The organism is uncultured Selenomonas sp. (assembly GCF_963528755.1).
GTDB lineage: Bacteria > Bacillota > Negativicutes > Selenomonadales > Selenomonadaceae > Selenomonas.
The window spans coordinates 334,923-352,266 of the sequence record NZ_CAURXA010000003.1; the positions used below are offsets into that span (position 1 = coordinate 334,923).

Consider the following 17,344-nt stretch of genomic DNA (forward strand, 5'->3'; position numbering starts at 1 on the left):
AGGAAAAGGCTGTGCATAAGTCGATGGCTTCGACTTATGCACAGTCTTTTTCCTATGCGATTTTCTTGCGCCTCCTGCGCCAAATCGTATAGAAGATGACGGCAAGGACGAGGACGGCAGGGCAGAGGAGGCCGTAGAGCGCCGCATAGCCGAAGCGGGCGGCGACGAGTCCCAAGGTCGCGGCAGCAAAGCCGACGCTGATGTCGAGCGCCCAGAAGTAGGTCGCCGTCGCAAGTCCCGCACGCTCGGGCGCGACGCTCGCAACAGCGAGCGTCTGCAAGGCGGGGCTTGCAGCGCCGAAGCCCGCGCCCAAAATCGCGGCGGAGGCGAGAAAGGCCGCGGGCGATCCGGCTGCGGCAAAGCACAAGAAGCCGAGGAAGAAGAGGAGAAGCCCCGGATAAACCGTATAGTCGGCGCCGCGCTGATCGAAGATGCGGCCGATGAAGGGGCGCGTCACGACGATGATGAGCGCAAATATGGCAAAGAAGGCGCTGACGTTCTCTTCCATGCCGAGCGTGCGCGCATAGAGCGGGATGAAGGTCAGGACGCCGCCGTAAGCGAAGAACATGAGTCCGCCAATGAGAGCCGCAGGAAGCGCCTGCCGCTCGACGAGGGAGAATCCCCAGCCTTTTTTCTCTTTTGGCACAACGATCTCATCGGGGAGCTTCCTGCGGTTTGCGAGCCAAAGCGTGAAAAGGGCGCTCGCCGCAAGGAAGACGAAGAGCGCCATCATACCGAAGGAGCGTATGATAAGGAGGCCTGTAAGAGGCCCGACGACCATCGCGAGATTCGTCGAGAGTGCGAAGTAGCCAATGCCCGTTCCCTTCTTCGCCGCAGGCAGGACGAGCGCCGCCAAGGTCGCCGCCGCCGTCGTGCCGAGCGCAAATTCGATGCCCTGCAGAAGGCGCAGCGTGTAGAGCGCCTCTTCCGTATGCGCGAAGCAGAAGGCGAGCATGATGGCGAAGAAGGCGAGCGTCGCGCCAAGGAGCAGCCTGCCCTTGTGCAGGCTGTCGATGAGCCGGCCGGCAAACGGGCGCGAGGAGACGGCGCCGATCTGGAAGAAGGTCATGGCAAGCCCCGCTTCCAGCTCGCCGCCCTTCATCTCGTTCATGATGTAGATGGGCAGTCCGACGATGAGGATGTACTGTGCCATGAGGTGAAAAAAATTCGTGGCGCTCATGCCGATGAATTCCGCCGTCCAGAGCTTGTCCACATTCCTTGCTTTTTCTTCGTTCAATGTCTTGCCTTCTTCATTGTTTCAAGATGTTTAGAAAACACGAATACACCCAGCAGCGCCGTCTGCCCAATGTACTTTTTCTTACAAATAGCTCCACGCGAGCACTATGAGCACGCCGGGGACGCCGAAGATTCCTGCAACGAGCGACGTAAAGATGTTGATCGTCACATGAAAGCCCAGAAGCTTGACGATGGAGAGCAGCACCGCACCGATAACGCTGTTGACGATGAATTTCATCAAAAGGCGCAAGGGCAGGGCGAGGAGCTTCGCTACGATGCAAAGAAGCAGAATGCTGACGGCGAGCGACGCGATGATTTCGAGCATATTAGATTTCCTTTCTGTTTTCGAGCGCTTTGGCAAGCGTGACTTCGTCAGCGTATTCGAGATCGCCGCCGATGGGCAGGCCGTGCGCGATGCGCGTGACCTTGAGCCCTGCGGGCTTCAAGAGCCGCGCGAGGTACATCGCCGTAGCCTCGCCCTCGACCGTGGGATTCGTCGCCATGATGATCTCCTGCACCTCAGCGCCCGCCTCTCCTTCCAGCCGATGCAGAAGCTCCTTCACGCGAAGGTTCTCAGGGCCTACGCCCGAGAGCGGCGAAAGCGAGCCGTGCAGCACATGGTAAAGACCCTTGTAGTCCTTCATGCGCTCGACGGCGGCGACATCCTGCGGCTGCTCGACGACGCAGATCTTCGAGCGGTCGCGCTTTTCCGACGCGCAGATCGCGCATGGATCTTGGTCTGAGAGGTTGCAGCAGACGCTGCAAAAGCCGATCTTCTCCCGCGCTTCGACGATCGCCTCAGCGAGCGCCCGCGCCTTCGCTGCATCCATGTCGAGGACGTGATAAGCAAGACGCACTGCCGTCTTGGAGCCAATGCCCGGCAGTGCGCGAAAGTGTTCAATGAGTTTTGCCAGCGGTGCGATGTACTGCATCTCAGAACATGCCCGGAGGAAGGCCGAGACCGCCCGTGAGCTTGCCCATCTCGCCCGCCATCATGTCGTCGACCTTCTTGACCGACTCGTTGAAGGCGGCCGAGAGGAGATCCTGCAGCATCTCGACATCCTCGGGATCGACGGCGGCGGGATCGATATGAAGCGACTGCACTTCCTTCTCGCCGTTCATGACGATCTTGACGGCGCCGCCGCCCGCCGACACCTCGACGGTCTTTTTCTTCAGCTCCTCCTGCATCTTCTTCATGTCATTTTGAAGCTTCTGCACCTTCTTCATCATGCCCTGCATATTACCCATGTTTCCCATTCCACCAAACATTGCGTTTCTCCTTTCAAAAGCAGGCGCTTCGCCTGCGCTTTTCCTTCGATTATAGCCGCAAAGCGGCTCTTAGGTCAACTGTTTTCCTCCGGCGGTGGTGCGTCGTCATCATCTGGTAGCGGCACATCATCTGGCACTGGCGCATCATCGGGCAGCGAAATGTCATCTGGCACCGGCGCGTCATCGAGTGGCGGCGCGTCCTTGCCTTCTGCCGTCTCGGCCACGGACTTGGCGACTGCCTTGCCGCTCGCGGCGAGGGCGGCGATGCGCTGCTCTTCGGGCAGGTCGACGAGATGTCCGCCGAGGAGCGAAACGGCATTTTGCAGACGACTTCGCTCTTCGGGCGAAAGCTCATTCTCGTCGATCTCCAGCGGCTTCGGCGAAAGCCCTCGCGGCTCGATCTCATCGAGCGCCGCCAACGGCGGCTTTTTCTTCGGCGCAGGAGGCGGTGCGGCAGGCGGTGCAGCCTGCGCTTCGCACGAGATTGCAAGCGGTGTACCTGCGATCTCGGCGAGCAATTCTTCGACGATCTTTCGGTAGTCGTCGCGCATTGTGCGCCGTGCGAGCAGGGGACTTGAAAAATGCAGGCGAAACGTGCCCGCGCCGCTTCCGACGAAAGAGGCGCCCTTGAGGCACGCGAGAACGGAGATGCGCTGCTTCTCCTGCAGGCGGGAGAGAAGTTCGGCGTAAATCTTCTCTCCCTCAGGATTCGGCACAGCCTGTGCGGCAGGAGCAGAAGAGGCAAGCGGTGCGCTATCATGTGCCGGCATGCCGGAAGAAGCCAATTCGTTCGTGTGACTTGCCGCCCGTCTTCTCGCAGTCGGAAGAGGAGATGCTGCAGGCGCGGCTGCTCTCGCAGGCTGTGCCGAAAGCTGCGCCTTGAGGGCGGCAAGCTCCGCCTCAAGGCGGGCGATGCGCGCCGCTTCGGCGGAGGAGGACGCTGCGGGGTGGGTTGGCACTGGTGCACCTTCTGCACTATCTTCCACATTCTCACGGCAGAGCGAAAGCAGCGCGACCTCAAGCGTGATGCGCGGCTGCGGCGTCCAGCGAAGCTCCGCCATCGCCTCGTGCAGACGCGCGATCATCGCCATGATCTGCGCCTGCGTGAAAAGCGCCTTCTGCTCTTCGAGCGCAGCTCCAGTGTCATCCGCGAGATTGAGCGCCGCAATAGCGCCCGCCGCCTCGTAGATCATGAGGCTTCGCAGATGAAGCGTCAATTCCGCCAAGAGCTGCATCGGATCTTTGCCGAGCGCGAGAAGCTCCGCGATCGTTTCCAAGACTTCGCCCTTCGCACGCTCGCCGATCGCCTTCGTCAGGCGATAGATCGGCTCATGTCCGATGAGACCGAGGTTCTCCTCGACGCATGCCGCCGTCAATGTATCGCCGTCCAAGCTCGCGCACTGGTCAAGCAGGGACAGCGCGTCCCTCATGCCGCCGTCCGCCTGCCGCGCGATGAGGCGAAGCGCCTCCTTCTCGCACGGGATCTTCATCTCCTGTGCCACATAGACGAGCCTCGCTTCGATCTCCTCGACCGTGATGCGCCGAAAGTCGAAGCGCTGGCAGCGCGACTGGATCGTTGCCGGCACCTTGTGCGGCTCTGTTGTCGCGAGGATGAAGACGACATGGGCGGGCGGCTCTTCGAGCGTTTTGAGGAGCGCGTTGAATGCCTCCGTCGTCAGCATGTGCACCTCGTCGATGATGTAGACCTTGTAGCGCCCTTCGGCGGGCGTGAACTTCACCTTCTCGCGCAAGTCCCGCATCTCGTCGATGCCGCGGTTCGACGCCGCATCGATCTCAAAGACGTCGAGCGCCGTGCCGTCGGCGATCTTCATGCAACTTTTGCAGACGCCACAAGGCTCGGGCGTCGGCCCCTTCTCACAGTTCAGCGACTTCGCGAGAATCTTCGCCGTGCTCGTCTTGCCCGTGCCGCGCGGGCCGGAAAAGAGGTAGGCATGGGCGATGCGTCCTGCGGAAATCGCATGGGAAAGCGTCCTCGATACGGCCGTCTGACCCACGAGATCCTTGAAGCTCCCCGGCCGCCATTGGCGGTAGAGCGCGATGTAAGCCATATCTTCCCTCCCTGAACGCATAAAAAATTGCAGACGAATCCATAGAAAAAAGCTGCCGCACCAAGCCGAAACTCCGTACAGCAGCAAATACTCCTTTTCCACTTCGGGGCGCGACTCCCAGGCGCCCTCGCGGCACATGAAGCGATTCGCTTACCGCTGCTTCCTTCCGGACCTGACGGGGTTCACGAGACTCCATTGCGCAAGACCAAGGCGCCGCGCTCCGAACTGGAAAAGGCTTCTCAAAAGAGCAGCATAGAAAACGCCTATTGCGTTCTTTGATTGTAGCATAGACAGGCAGAAGCCGTCAACCGCTGTTCATATCCGATTGTGCCTGCGCCCTTTGGGCTTGACCTCTTGGGGTTTCGTGGTAAACTTTCAGGACATATGTTCAGCCGCCACGCATAGCGGCATGAATTGCTTTTTCGCCTATTGCCTGCGATAGCGTCATCCAAGAGACATGCTGTACATATGTCCTGACGCCTTACAGAAACCTAACCAATCGGTCTGCGCCCTTTGGGCTTGACCTCTTGGGGTTTCGTGGTAAAATATAGGTATAAAGGTGGCTGGTCAAAATGAATAAAGCGGATTTTGATGAGATGGATCCGGAGACTCAGGAAATCCTCGACAGGCTCTCCCCTGCGCCCGAAAAGCTGCAGGAAGAGGGCTGGGATAGTCGTGCCCAACAACAGATGATGTTGGAAGAAAACGGACACAACGCATGAGTCTGACGGACGAGACGCGGCAAAAACTGCAAAAGCAGATCGACGCCCTCAAGAAGCGCATGCTCTACGATGCGAACGATCTCGACTATGAGACGCATCTCTTTCTGGTTCGTACCCTGCAAAAGGTGCTTGACCAGGAAAAATGCAAACCTTGAGGCTCTCTTGAAGTCTGACTTTTGCGGTTTTTGCTTATGCAAGGGATGCGCATTGATATTTCAGCGCTCCCCTAGAAAAGAAGAGAGAATCATGAATTTTATTCCTTTCCGAAAAAAAATCATTGCTGCACTCATGATGGGAGCTTTTGCCGGCGGCATGGCTCCTATCTTTGTTGCGGGCGCAAACACAGCATATATTTCCACTGACTCCGTCGCACACGCAGCGTCTTGCCCTACGCCGACGAAGCGCTATCAGGAGGCGGCGCGAGACGACAATGGGGACAAGGCGGTGGACGCGACAGAAAGCGTGAGCGACAACATTTTCAAGGCCGCTTGGAGAATCGCCCTGCTCGTCGCCGCCGTTTTCCTTGCACGAATCGGCTGGAAGCATTTCCACAAGAAGAAAAACGCATAGAGAAGGGGGATAAATATGGCCAAAGAAACGACACTCGCCAAGATCGACCATCTGATCGAGCGCTATCCTGTGCTCGCTCCCATGGAAGAGCCGCTGAAAGCCGCTGTAGAAACGATTATCAATTGCTACAAAAAAGGCGGCAAACTGCTCATCTGTGGCAACGGCGGCAGCGCAGCCGATGCCGAGCACATCACTGGAGAGCTGATGAAGGGCTTCCTTCTGCCGCGCCGCCTGGGCGAGGACAAGAGGCAAAAGCTCGTGGACGCCTGCCCCGAAGATGCAGCGTACCTCATCGAGAACCTGCAGGAAGCCCTGCCCGCTCTTTCCCTCGTCAACCAAATTGCCCTCGGCACGGCATTTGCCAACGATCAGGCGCCCGATCTCGTCTTCGCCCAGCAGGTATTCGGTCTTGGCAGGGAGGGCGACGTCCTTCTCGCCATCAGCACGTCGGGTAATTCGCAGAATGTTCTCTATGCTGCGCAGGTCGCACGCGCTTTCGGCATCTCCGTCATCTCTCTGACGGGCATGGGCGGCGGCAAACTGCGTGCTCTGACCGACATTCTCCTCGCCGTTCCCGACAAGGAAACATACCGCATACAGGAACTTCACCTGCCGATTTATCATGCTCTGTGCATAGCGGCTGAAGAAGAATTTTTTGGTACGAATGATAAATGACAGAATAAAAAACGCAAATTATTCTAAAAATATGGTATAATATCCCCTGAAGAAAATGGATTGCACCATGGGGGGATTACCATGATTGCGGAAAAACAATGGATGAAATTGCAGAACGGCAGCGACGTGCGCGGCATTGCCGTATCCGGCGTCGCCGACGAGCCCGTCAATCTGACGGAAGAGGCCGCAGGCCGCATCGCGAACGGCTTCGTAGATTTCCTTGAAGAGAAGATTGGCAGGAAAGCGCAGGACATGACGATCGCCGTCGGACATGACTCGCGCATTTCCGCTCCCTGCTTGAAGCGTGTCATACTCGCCGCTCTTCTTTCCCGTGGCGTCCGAGCGCTCGACTGCGGCCTTTCTTCCACGCCTGCGATGTTCATGTCCATCCTCTTCGATGAGACAAGGGCGGACGGCTCCATCATGATCACGGCGAGCCATCTGCCCTACAACCGAAACGGCATGAAGTTCTTCACAAAAAATGGCGGACTCGAAGCGAGTGACATCAAGCAGGTTCTTTCCTACGCCTCGAAGAATCCCTTGGTTCAAGGAGACGAAAAAGAAGCTGAGAAGTTTGACCTCATCTCCGTCTATGCCGACCATCTGCAGAAGAAGATTCGCGAGGGGCTTTCCGCTGCGCCCGAGGAGAAGCCTCTTGCCGGAATGCGCATCGCAGTCGACGCCGGCAACGGCAGCGGCGGCTTCTTTGCCACGAAGGTGCTCGCCCCGCTGGGAGCAGACACTACGGGAAGCCGCTACTTAGAGCCGGACGGCATGTTCCCGAACCATATTCCGAACCCCGAAAACCACGAAGCGATGGCCGCCATCAAGGAAGCCGTCCTCGAAAACCATGCCGATCTCGGCCTGATCTTTGATACCGATGTCGACCGCATGAGCGCCGTCCTGCCCACGGGCGAAGAAATCAACCGCAATGCGCTCATCGCCATGATGGCGGCCATCCTAGCGCCCGACTATCCAAAGTCGACGATCGTCACGGACTCGATCACTTCCGACGAGCTGACCGACTTTTTGGAAAACGAACTCCACCTCCATCACCATCGCTTCAAGCGCGGCTACAAGAACGTCATCAACGAATGCATGCGCCTCAATGAAGAAGGAACGGTATCACCGCTTGCCATCGAGACCTCGGGGCATGGCGCACTTTCCGAGAACTACTATCTCGACGACGGCGCGTACCTCGCCGTGAAACTCCTCATCGCAGCAGCCAAAGCGAAGAGGGAAGGGCGCACGCTTCACTCGCTCATTGAAAAGCTCGCACACCCGTTGGAAGCGCGCGAATATCGCTTGAAGATCATAGGAGTCGAAGATGCCCGCAGCTATGCGGCGGATGTGCTTGAGGCCGTCACACAACGTGCCAAGGAGAACGGCATCAAGATGGCCGAACCATCCTACGAAGGCGTGCGTCTCGTATTCCCCGACGGCTGGGCGCTCCTGCGCATGTCGCTGCACGACCCGAACATGCCGCTGAACATCGAGAGCCGAAAAAAGGGTGGCGTTCTCACCATCGCCGAGAAGGTCAGAAAACTGCTTGAAGGCTTTGATTCACTCGATTACAGTGCGTTTCAAAGATGATCGATACGAACCCATATCGGCTTCGCAATATAGGATGACAAGAGAGAAAGGCGGTACATCGATGAAAAAGCTCATCAACAAGGTGGATGATGTCGAGCGCGAGATGATTGAAGGCCTCGCCAAGGCAGCACCGAAAAAGCTCCGGAAGCTCGACGAAGGAAACATCATCGTGCGCACTCCGAGAAAGGAAGGCAAGGTCGCGCTCGTCTCCGGCGGCGGCAGCGGTCATGAGCCGGCGCATGGCGGCTACGTCGGCAGCGGTATGCTCGACTGCGCCGTGGCAGGATCCGTATTCACCTCGCCGACACCCGACCAGATTTATGAAGGAATCAAGGCCGTCGCCACGGAGGCGGGAGTCCTCGCAATCGTCAAGAATTATACGGGCGATGTCCTGAACTTCGAAATGGCGATTGACATGGCGAAGGATGAAGGCGTCAACGCCGACTACGTCATCGTCAACGACGATGTCGCCGTCAAGAACAGCCTCTATACGACGGGCAGGCGTGGCGTCGCTGGAACGATCTTTGTCCATAAGATTGCAGGAGCGCGTGCCGAAGAGGGCGCCTCCCTCGCCGAAGTCAAAGCGTGTGCCGAAGATGTCATCCAGAACGTCCGCTCGATGGGCATGGCGATCGCCCCGTGCACTGTTCCAGCTGCTGGAAAGCACGGTTTCACGCTCGCAGAAGACGAAGTTGAGATCGGCATTGGCATCCATGGCGAGCCGGGCACAAGCCGTGAGAAAATGCTCTCGGCCAATGAAGCAGCGAAGAGGCTTCTTGATCCCATTCTTGCCGACCTCGACTACTCCGGCAAGGAGGTCATCGTCCTCGTCAACGGTATGGGTGCAACCCCCTTGATGGAACTTTACATCATCAACAACTTCGTGCAGGATTACTTGAAGGAAAAGGGCGTCAAGGTATACGACACGATGGTCGGCAACTATATGACGGCCATCGAAATGGCGGGATTCTCCCTGACGCTCCTGCGTCTTGACGAGGATATGAAGCGCCTTTACGACGCCAAAGCTGATACACTTGCCTGGAAAAAATAAGATAGAAACAACTCTTTGAAACGGAACAAAGAATGAAGGGACAATGTATGGATACGAAAAAGCTTCTGGAAATCATGAAAGCAATCTCTGAAAAAATCGAAGCGGAAAAGGATGTCCTGACTGAGCTTGACAGCGCCATCGGTGATGGAGATCACGGCATCAATATGGCACGCGGCGCAAAAACCGTGATGGAAAAACTTCCTTCTCTCATTGGAAAGGACAGCGGCGCCATATTCAAGGGCATCGGCATGGCCATCGTATCGAGTGTTGGCGGAGCTTCAGGCCCCCTCTACGGCACGGCTTTCATGAAGGCGGGCGATGTGCTCAAGGGAAAGATGGATCTTTCCGCCGAAGACTTTCTCGCAGCATTTTCCGCCTCCATCGAGGGCATAAAGATGCGCGGCAAATCGACTATCGGGGAAAAGACTATGCTCGATGCCCTTTGCCCTGCCGAACGTGCCATGCGTGAAGCCATAGAAGCGAAGAAGACACTCAAGGAAGCCTTGGAAGCCGCCGCTGTCGCCGCCGAAAAGGGGGCGGAGCGCACGAAGGATCTCGTCGCCACCAAGGGACGCGCGAGTTATCTCGGCGAGCGCAGCCTCGGCCACAGAGATCCGGGTGCTGTATCCTCTTCTTTCATGCTGCGTGCCATGGCAGATGCTATGTAAGGGGGCGAGCATCATGTTCAGCATCGTCGTTGTTTCCCACAGCAAAAAACTTGCGGAAGGCGTCGTCGAAGTCGCCAAAATGATGGCACGCGATGTAACGATTATCGCTGCCGGCGGTACGGAGGAAGATGGTCTCGGCACAAGTTACGAGAAGATCGCCTCCGCCATTGACAAGGCATATACAGACGACGGCGTCGCCCTCTTCATGGATATGGGCAGCGCCGTCATGACGGCAGAAATGGTCCTCGAATCCATGGCAGATCGCCGCCTCAAACTCATCGATGCCCCGCTCGTCGAGGGCGTCGTCCTCGCCGCCGTCGAAGCTGTTTCAGGAACCGCGCTCGAAGACCTGGCGGGAAAGATGCAGCAAGCGCGTGATATGCACAAAATCGAGATATAGGGAAGAGTTGTCCAGCAAATAGGGCTGTGCCGACGTCGTGGAGATGTCGGCACAGCCCTATTTCATTCCTCTTCCAATAACCAGCGCAGGACATTCCTCTTCTTTATGCCGTCGTAATCTGCCGTCGCATTCACTTCATCCAAGGTCAGAAGATATTTCGGGTAATTATCCTTGATCGATCGCAAGGATTTCAGCTCACGTTCCAGAACCTCCGGCCGCTGGGTCGATTCTGCCACTTGGATGTAGACATGACCTCTTTCATTCTGCGCTACGAAGTCTACTTCGCCGCTCGGCAGAGCACCGACGTAGACGCGATAACCACGCCGCAGAAGCTCCAAATAAACGATATTTTCCAGTACATGCCCCGTATCCTGCCCCTTCCTGCCGATGAGGAAAAAGCGCATGGCAGCGTCTACCACATAGTATTTTGAATTGATACGCAGCACTTCCTTGCCGACAAGGTTGAAACGATCGGCCTGATAGACGAGAAGTCCGTCCTGCAAACCCTGCAAATATCGCTCCACCGTCTTAGCGTCGATCTTTCTTCCCGCACTCGTCATGGAATCCGCTATCTTCTTGGGAGAAAGCAGGCTTCCTACGTGAAGGAAGAGATACTTCGTAACGCTTTCGAGCATCTTGGCGTCAGCAATGCGCAGACGCGCCACGATATCTTTCAAAAGAATCGTGCTGTATATCCCTTGCATGTACTCGTTGATATCCTTCTCTCGTCCGTCAAGCTGCATGGCATAGGGAAAGGAACTTTCTTTCGTATACTTTTCGTACAGCTCCTGCAGACTGAACGCTTCTTGCAGCCTCTCGCGACTGCAGAATTCACGAAAGGACAAAGGAAGCATACGAAGCTCCACATAGCGGCCGGAAAGCAAGGTTGCCAGATCGCTCGACATGAAATAAGCATTCGACCCCGTGATATAGATGTCCACTTTTTCCTTGATAAAGAGACTATCCACGGCCTTTTCAAACTGAGGCACATGTTGGATTTCATCGAGAAAGACGTAATTCCACTTTCCTGGCACGAGCCTTTCGCATACATAGCGATACAGAGCATGATACTCTTGCAGGTCTTCAAATTCCAGATTCTCGAAGTTGATGACATGAATCTGCTCTTCTGTCACGCCGTCTTGCAGCAAATGATGCTGGTAGAGGGAAAACAACGTGGATTTACCGCAGCGGCGCACGCCCGATACCACCTTGATGATAGGACGCTCACGATTGCGCTGCAGGAAATCCATATAAGATGCACGCTCGATCAGTTTCATGATATTCTCCTTGTGATAATAAAAAATGGAATCTATTCCTTCTTCATCATTATATCATGATTTCAGAGGAATAGATTCCGTTTTTTATTAAATATCGAGATTTCTCACATGCTTGGCGTGCTCTTCTATGAACTGGCGGCGCGGCTCCACCTTGTCGCCCATGAGGATCGTGAAAAGCTCGTCAGCTTCTTCAGCGTCCTCCATGCGTACTTGGAGCATCGTCCTGCCTTCGGGATCCATCGTCGTTTCCCAAAGCTGCTCGGGATTCATCTCGCCGAGACCCTTGTAGCGCTGCACGGTCGCGTTGTCTCTGCCGACTTCGTTGAGCTTCTGCGCCAGCTCGTCGTCGCTGTAGGTGTACCAGTGCTTCTTGCCCTTGCGAATCTGATAGAGCGGCGGCTGCGCGATGTAGACGTGGCCGCGCTCAATGAGCGGCTTCATGTAGCGATAGAAGAAGGTCAGAAGGAGCGTGCGGATATGCGAACCATCGACGTCGGCATCGGTCATGATGATGATCTTGCCGTAGCGGCGCTTCGCGATGTCAAAGTCGTCGCTGATGCCCGTGCCAAACGCCGTGATCATCGTGCGGATTTCAGCGTTGGCAAAGATCTTGTCGAGACGCGCTTTCTCGACGTTCAGAATCTTACCGCGCAAGGGCAAGATTGCTTGGAAGCGGCGGTCGCGCCCCTGCTTCGCCGAGCCGCCGGCGCTGTCGCCCTCGACGAGGTAGATTTCCGCCTGCTCGGGATCTTTGATCGAGCAGTCTGCAAGCTTTCCGGGCAGGCTCGACACTTCGAGCGCATTCTTGCGCCGTGTAAGCTCACGCGCCTTTCGCGCAGCTTCCCTCGCACGAGACGCCATGATCGCCTTCTCGATGACTTTCTTCGTAATGGCAGGATTTTCCTCGAAATACTCGGTCAGTCCTTCGGTCACGATGGAATCGACAATGCCGCGCACCTCGGAATTGCCGAGCTTCGTCTTCGTCTGCCCCTCGAACTGCGGCTCATGAATCTTAAGACTGATGACGCAGGTCAAGCCCTCTCTGACGTCCTCGCCCGAGAGATTGCCGTCCTTGTCCTTCAATATCCCCTGCTTTCGTGCGAAGTCGTTCGCCGCCCGCGTCAGAGCGATCTTGAAGCCCGCGAGATGCGTGCCTCCCTCTTCGGTGTTGATATTGTTGACAAAGCTGTAGATATTCTCCATGTAGCTATCGTTGTACTGCATGGCGATTTCCACAACGGTATCATCTTTGATGCCATTGAAGTAGATCGGTGTCGGATGAATGACTTCCTTCTTGCGGTTCAGATGCTCGACGAAGGAGCGGATGCCGCCCTCATAGAAGTACGACTCCTCGCGCCCCTCACCGCGCTTGTCCACGAGGCGGATCGTGATGCCCTGATTCAGAAAGGCCAGCTCGCGCAGACGATGCTTCAAGGTGTCAAAGCTGTACTGCGTCACCGTGAAGATCTCAGGGTCAGGAACGAAGTGAACCTTCGTTCCCGTCTTTTCCGTCTCGCCGATGACCGTCAAAGGAGCGGCTGTCACACCCTGCTCGAAACGTATGCTGTGGATCTTGCCGTCGCGCTTAACTTCGACGTCCATCGACGTGGAGAGCGCATTGACGACGGAGACGCCGACACCGTGCAGGCCGCCCGACACCTTGTAGCCCTCGCCGCCGAACTTGCCGCCCGCGTGCAGGACGGTCAGGACCACCTCAACCGCAGGCTTGCCGCTCTCATGCATATCGACGGGGATACCTCGCCCATTGTCGACGACGGTGATGCTGTTATCCCTTTCGATCGTCACGTCAATATGGTCACAATAGCCAGCCAGAGCCTCGTCGATCGAGTTGTCGACCACCTCGTAGACGAGATGGTGCAGGCCGCGCTCCGACGTGCTGCCGATGTACATGCCCGGGCGCTTTCTTACGGCTTCCAGGCCTTCCAGAATCTGAATCTGATTGGCACCGTAGTCACCATCAACCGCCGTGACGTCGGCACTGTCCATATCCTTGTGGATTTCGACGTTTTCCAAATCAAGGTCATCGTCGCGTACTTCCTCGGCAAACTTCGCCGCTTCCTCTTCGCGCAGCTTCTCCTCAGCCGTATCCTGCTCGGCGCGGTCGAGCGCTTTTTGGAGCGCATCCTTCTTTTTTTCCATCTCTATATTGTCCCTCCATCATTCCTCAAAAATCTATGCCTGCACTGCAAAATCATGCAGGTTCACTCCATAAGCGGGCGATTGTATGCGCTTTTTCAAGGACTGCGCGGAAATCACCGAGAAATAAAGCCCTTCATCCGTAACGATGACGGAGCGCGGCTCTTTTCTTATCTCTGCACTCTTCGCAATATCCTTCTTCCAGAGAGCATTTCCAGACGCCTCTTGATATACCTCTATGTCAAGAATCGCCAATATGCTGGAAACGGCAACCAAGCTGTCATCGCCTAGGTGCAGATACATGGAATCCCTCCCCGCTCTTCGCTCCCCGTTTTGCCGTCTTTTTCATGATCTCCGAACGCTTGGGGAAGGGACGGAATACCGTTCCTTCTGCCATCTCGCGGCGAAGATCGTAAAGCGTGCGGCGCACGATGTCTTCCGTGAGCTGCTCCGGCCGCAGCGAGCGGTAGAGCATGACGAGCGTCTTCGCCTCCAGACTCTCCCAATCGCCGAATTCGATGCGGCGGGCGAGCTCCTGCACGAGACGCGTGCGCTCGGAAGCGACCATGGCGGGCGTACAGCGAAGATGATCTTTGATATCCACATAGCGCACCCAAGGAAGATCGAGCAAATGGCGGCGGATCGAGTGGCGTCTTTCGCGCCGCTCCCTGCAGGCGCAGGAAGGGCACACTCCCTTGCCGGAAAACAGCTTGCCGCATTGAGGGCAAGGCTTCTCACCGAGCGCACGCAGCGCTTTCTCACGCTTCTTTCGCCTCAGAGAAATATGACAAAGTTTCCTTCGCAGACGTTCCTCACTGACGAGAGAAACGCTTTTTTCGCACGCCTCCTGCTCCTCTTCGGTCAATGTCATCTCCCGCAGAGCCTTTCGGTATGCTTCCTGCTCGTCGGCTTCTTCTTCCTGCGCACGCCCCGAAGCTTGAAAGAGGGCGATATCGCCTTTTTTCCAGGAAAAGGCGAGTTCCTTCACCATCTCGAAACCTGCAAAGGTGTTGAAGCGCGCAAGAATCGTCATCTGCATGAGCGTGATCTCGTTGCGCCAGGCGGGCACAGAGGCATGGAGCAGGAGCTTTTCGCCTTCTATGCCAATTGGCTGGACGTGCGCGGCGATGCCTTCGCCGACGATTTCCGGCCAACGCGCGAGGACGAAGCGCTCCTGATAGGTGCGTTCGATCTTCTTGCCCAGCGCATGGATACTTTTTGGTATCACCTGATTGATTTTTTCCATGCCGGGATTGCGGCGATAGGAACGTTTCATGATCTGCCTTCCCAAAAGTAAAGTAAGGATTCTTCTTGATACTATATGGAAATATATTCTATACAATATCAAGAAAATATCTTCCCTGCTCGCACATGGAAGATATTTCCCATAAATTTTTCCGGCAGATATGCGGCGTCCGTCGCCGTGAGCAAGGTCTGTATATGCTCTCTGCCGATGAAGTCCAGGAGTTTCTCCCTGCGCGTGCCATCCAGCTCGCTCATGACGTCATCGAGCAGAAGCACTGGATATTCTCCCGTCTCCGAGCGAAGAAACTCCAATTCAGAAAGCTTCAGGGCGAGGACGCCCGTGCGCTGTTGCCCCTGCGAACCGAAGGAGCGAAGGTTGACGCCGTTCACTTCAAGCCGGATATCATCCCTCTGCGGACCGACGCTCGTCGAGCCGCGCAGAATATCAAGATCCAAGGACTCCTCCAACTTCCTATTATACCATGGAACAAGCTCCTCTGTCACGCAAGGCGGCTCGTCCTCTGCACCGCAAAGCTCATATGAAAGTGAAAGATTCTCTTTCCCTGCAGAAATACGCCTTTGCATGAGGTTTGCCAGCATGTTGAGCTTTTTGACGGCGAGAAAACGCTTCTCGACGATATGCGCGGCACTTTTGGCAAGCTGCTCATCCCAGAGGGAAAGCATTTCCTTTCCCGCACGGCGCTCCCGAATCTTCTTTAACAGGCTGTTCCTTTGCGTGAGAATCCGCGTATACTGCATCAGTTCATGGCCGTAGGCGGGGCTTGCCTGGGAGATTTCCCCGTCGAGGAAGCGTCTTCTCTCAGCGGGCGCCCCCTTGATCAGGAAGAGATCCTCGGGAGAGAAGAGGACAGCATTGAATACGCCGAAAAGCTCCTTTGTTTTGATCGACTCACCATTCTTGCGGATGGAACGGCGTTTGCCGCGTTGAAATTGAAATTCCAGCGTATTTTCCACGTCAAGACGCTCAAAAAGAAGCTCGATTTTCGCTGCAGGAGCATCCCAAGCGATGAGGTCGGCATCCGCATTCGTTCGATGCGAACGACCGATCGCCGCATAGTAAAGAGCCTCCGCAATATTCGTCTTTCCCTGCGCGTTTTCGCCAAGAAAGACGTTGATATTGGGAGACAGACTGAGGTCAAGCTCTTCATAGTTGCGAAAACATTTCAGACGGAGGCTCTTTGCTTTCATCGCACATCAATTCTGCGTGCGCACGGGTGTGACGATGTAGACGAAAGTGGGATTGTCCTCCTCGCGCACAGCTGCCGCCTGCAGGCTTTGATTCAAGAGAAAACGAAAGTTTTTGCTGTCGATGTTCTTCAAAACGTCAGTGACATATTTCGCATTGAAGGCGATATTGACATCAGGGCCATCGATGGAAGCGGCGACGATTTCATCGGCCTTTCCTATATCAGGGCTGTTCGACGAGATATGAACTTGATTTCCGCCAAATTCCAGGCGAATGATATTGTAGTCGGCGGAGCGCGAGATTAGGGATACGCGGTCAACAGCGGCAAGAAAGTCTTCTGTGTCGAGCGTTACCGTAGTAGCGAAGTTTTTCGGTATGACGCTGTCATAATTTGGGAATTGCCCTTCGATCAGACGGGACATTAATACGACGTTCTCGAACTGGAAGCTCACTTGATTCGATGAGCAGCAGACGTCAACCTCGATGGGCATATCGGAATTCAAGGCACGCAAAAGCTCATTGAGTATTTTTGCGGGAATGATGATATGAAGATCGCCCGAAAGGTTTGCAATCACTTCTTTTTTTACAGAGAGACGATGCGTGTTCGTCGCCGCCATCTTCAGAGTTTCTCCATTGATTTCCATCTGGCAGCCAGTAAAGACAGGACGTGCTTCATCTGCAGAGCAGGCGAATACCGTCTTCTTGATGATGTCTCGAAGCACGTTGTCCTGAATTTTGAAACGGATGCCGTCTTCCAGACGTTTTACCGTCGGAAAGTCATTAGACGGCATGGAAAGAAGCGTGAAATTGGACGCGGCCGATTGGATCTTGCTGATGTTTTCGTCGATTTCTTGGGAGATCGTGACGGTTTCTCCGGGCAGGCGTCGAATGACTTCCTGCATATAGCGTCCCGATAGGACAAGTTTTCCCTCCTGTTCTACTTCGGAAGGGATGATGCTGATGATGCCCATTTCATTGTCTGTGGCATGAAGTTCCACTTGATTGTTTGTGGCCTCCATATATATGCCTGAGAGGATCGGTGTCTGGGGTTTGTTGGCAATGGCTTTGGAAACGAGTTGAATCGCCTGAGCGAGTTCATTTTTATGGCAGGTGAATTTCATGGGGTTCTCCTTTTTGATGAGTCATTTTATGGCATGCACCTTATTGACTTATAGTACAAGAATATAGAAAAGCATAGCCGTAAT

At 55.5% G+C, this 17,344-nt stretch carries 19 protein-coding genes and 1 other RNA gene; 8 read left to right on the plus strand and 12 right to left on the minus strand.

Annotated elements, in window-relative coordinates:
* Positions 1 to 52: 52 nt before the first annotated feature.
* The 6 genes from RWS31_RS05435 to ffs form a co-directional block, all read right to left on the minus strand.
* Complete coding sequence (locus tag RWS31_RS05435; protein ID WP_314596565.1) at positions 53 to 1,237, minus strand: MFS transporter; 1,185 nt, start codon at positions 1,235 to 1,237, stop codon at positions 53 to 55.
* An 81-nt stretch (positions 1,238 to 1,318) separates the two neighbouring features.
* A complete protein-coding gene (locus RWS31_RS05440; protein WP_314596566.1) occupies positions 1,319 to 1,561 on the minus strand; it encodes a pro-sigmaK processing inhibitor BofA family protein in 243 nt (80 codons plus the stop codon).
* Between the two features lies 1 nt (position 1,562).
* Positions 1,563 to 2,168: a recombination mediator RecR gene (gene recR / locus RWS31_RS05445; RefSeq protein WP_006192647.1), complete on the minus strand. Its 606-nt coding sequence runs from the start codon at positions 2,166 to 2,168 to the stop codon at positions 1,563 to 1,565.
* A gap of 1 nt (position 2,169) precedes the next feature.
* Positions 2,170 to 2,505, minus strand: a complete 336-nt coding sequence (locus RWS31_RS05450) for a YbaB/EbfC family nucleoid-associated protein (RefSeq protein WP_006192646.1) — start codon at positions 2,503 to 2,505, stop codon at positions 2,170 to 2,172.
* Between the two features lie 74 nt (positions 2,506 to 2,579).
* The gene (gene dnaX / locus RWS31_RS05455) at positions 2,580 to 4,574 is read right to left on the minus strand and encodes a DNA polymerase III subunit gamma/tau (RefSeq protein WP_314596567.1); all 1,995 of its coding nucleotides are present in this window, start codon (positions 4,572 to 4,574) and stop codon (positions 2,580 to 2,582) included.
* An 85-nt stretch (positions 4,575 to 4,659) separates the two neighbouring features.
* Positions 4,660 to 4,864: signal recognition particle sRNA large type (ffs, locus tag RWS31_RS05460), an RNA gene on the minus strand.
* A 282-nt stretch (positions 4,865 to 5,146) separates the two neighbouring features.
* Here ffs and RWS31_RS05465 point away from each other — a divergent pair.
* From RWS31_RS05465 to dhaM, 8 genes are all read left to right on the plus strand, one after another.
* Positions 5,147 to 5,296, plus strand: coding sequence for a hypothetical protein (locus RWS31_RS05465; protein WP_009645340.1), 150 nt, complete (start codon positions 5,147 to 5,149; stop codon positions 5,294 to 5,296).
* Complete coding sequence (locus tag RWS31_RS05470; RefSeq protein ID WP_314596568.1) at positions 5,293 to 5,451, plus strand: aminoglycoside phosphotransferase; 159 nt, start codon at positions 5,293 to 5,295, stop codon at positions 5,449 to 5,451. Before RWS31_RS05465 ends, RWS31_RS05470 begins: the two co-directional genes overlap by 4 nt.
* Before the next feature lie 91 nt (positions 5,452 to 5,542).
* The gene (locus RWS31_RS05475; protein ID WP_314596569.1) at positions 5,543 to 5,866 is read left to right on the plus strand and encodes a hypothetical protein; all 324 of its coding nucleotides are present in this window, start codon (positions 5,543 to 5,545) and stop codon (positions 5,864 to 5,866) included.
* A 15-nt stretch (positions 5,867 to 5,881) separates the two neighbouring features.
* Complete coding sequence (locus tag RWS31_RS05480) at positions 5,882 to 6,541, plus strand: SIS domain-containing protein (RefSeq protein WP_314596570.1); 660 nt, start codon at positions 5,882 to 5,884, stop codon at positions 6,539 to 6,541.
* An 81-nt stretch (positions 6,542 to 6,622) separates the two neighbouring features.
* Positions 6,623 to 8,134, plus strand: coding sequence for a phosphomannomutase/phosphoglucomutase (locus RWS31_RS05485; protein WP_314596571.1), 1,512 nt, complete (start codon positions 6,623 to 6,625; stop codon positions 8,132 to 8,134).
* A 61-nt stretch (positions 8,135 to 8,195) separates the two neighbouring features.
* Positions 8,196 to 9,185 carry a dihydroxyacetone kinase subunit DhaK gene (gene dhaK / locus RWS31_RS05490; protein WP_314596572.1) on the plus strand — a complete coding sequence of 330 codons (990 nt, stop codon included), beginning with the start codon at positions 8,196 to 8,198 and terminating at the stop codon, positions 9,183 to 9,185.
* 47 nt (positions 9,186 to 9,232) lie between these two features.
* A complete protein-coding gene (gene dhaL / locus RWS31_RS05495; protein ID WP_314596573.1) occupies positions 9,233 to 9,853 on the plus strand; it encodes a dihydroxyacetone kinase subunit DhaL in 621 nt (206 codons plus the stop codon).
* A 13-nt stretch (positions 9,854 to 9,866) separates the two neighbouring features.
* Positions 9,867 to 10,253, plus strand: coding sequence for a dihydroxyacetone kinase phosphoryl donor subunit DhaM (dhaM, locus tag RWS31_RS05500; protein ID WP_314596574.1), 387 nt, complete (start codon positions 9,867 to 9,869; stop codon positions 10,251 to 10,253).
* 62 nt (positions 10,254 to 10,315) lie between these two features.
* On the opposite strand, the gene RWS31_RS05505 is transcribed toward dhaM, so the two are convergent.
* The 6 genes from RWS31_RS05505 to dnaN form a co-directional block, all read right to left on the minus strand.
* The gene (locus tag RWS31_RS05505; protein ID WP_314596575.1) at positions 10,316 to 11,530 is read right to left on the minus strand and encodes an ATP-binding protein; all 1,215 of its coding nucleotides are present in this window, start codon (positions 11,528 to 11,530) and stop codon (positions 10,316 to 10,318) included.
* A gap of 87 nt (positions 11,531 to 11,617) precedes the next feature.
* Positions 11,618 to 13,690, minus strand: coding sequence for a DNA topoisomerase (ATP-hydrolyzing) subunit B (gene gyrB / locus RWS31_RS05510; RefSeq protein WP_399553738.1), 2,073 nt, complete (start codon positions 13,688 to 13,690; stop codon positions 11,618 to 11,620).
* Between the two features lie 33 nt (positions 13,691 to 13,723).
* Entirely contained in the window at positions 13,724 to 13,990 is a 267-nt protein-coding gene (remB, locus tag RWS31_RS05515) for an extracellular matrix regulator RemB (protein ID WP_314596576.1), read from the minus strand.
* Positions 13,968 to 14,963, minus strand: coding sequence for a DUF721 domain-containing protein (locus tag RWS31_RS05520; RefSeq protein ID WP_314596577.1), 996 nt, complete (start codon positions 14,961 to 14,963; stop codon positions 13,968 to 13,970). Before RWS31_RS05520 ends, remB begins: the two co-directional genes overlap by 23 nt.
* Positions 14,964 to 15,031: 68 nt before the next feature.
* Positions 15,032 to 16,141: a DNA replication/repair protein RecF gene (recF, locus tag RWS31_RS05525; RefSeq protein WP_314596578.1), complete on the minus strand. Its 1,110-nt coding sequence runs from the start codon at positions 16,139 to 16,141 to the stop codon at positions 15,032 to 15,034.
* A gap of 6 nt (positions 16,142 to 16,147) precedes the next feature.
* On the minus strand, positions 16,148 to 17,260 hold the full coding sequence (gene dnaN, locus RWS31_RS05530; protein ID WP_314596579.1) for a DNA polymerase III subunit beta: 1,113 nt from the start codon (positions 17,258 to 17,260) through the stop codon (positions 16,148 to 16,150).
* Positions 17,261 to 17,344: the final 84 nt, after the last annotated feature.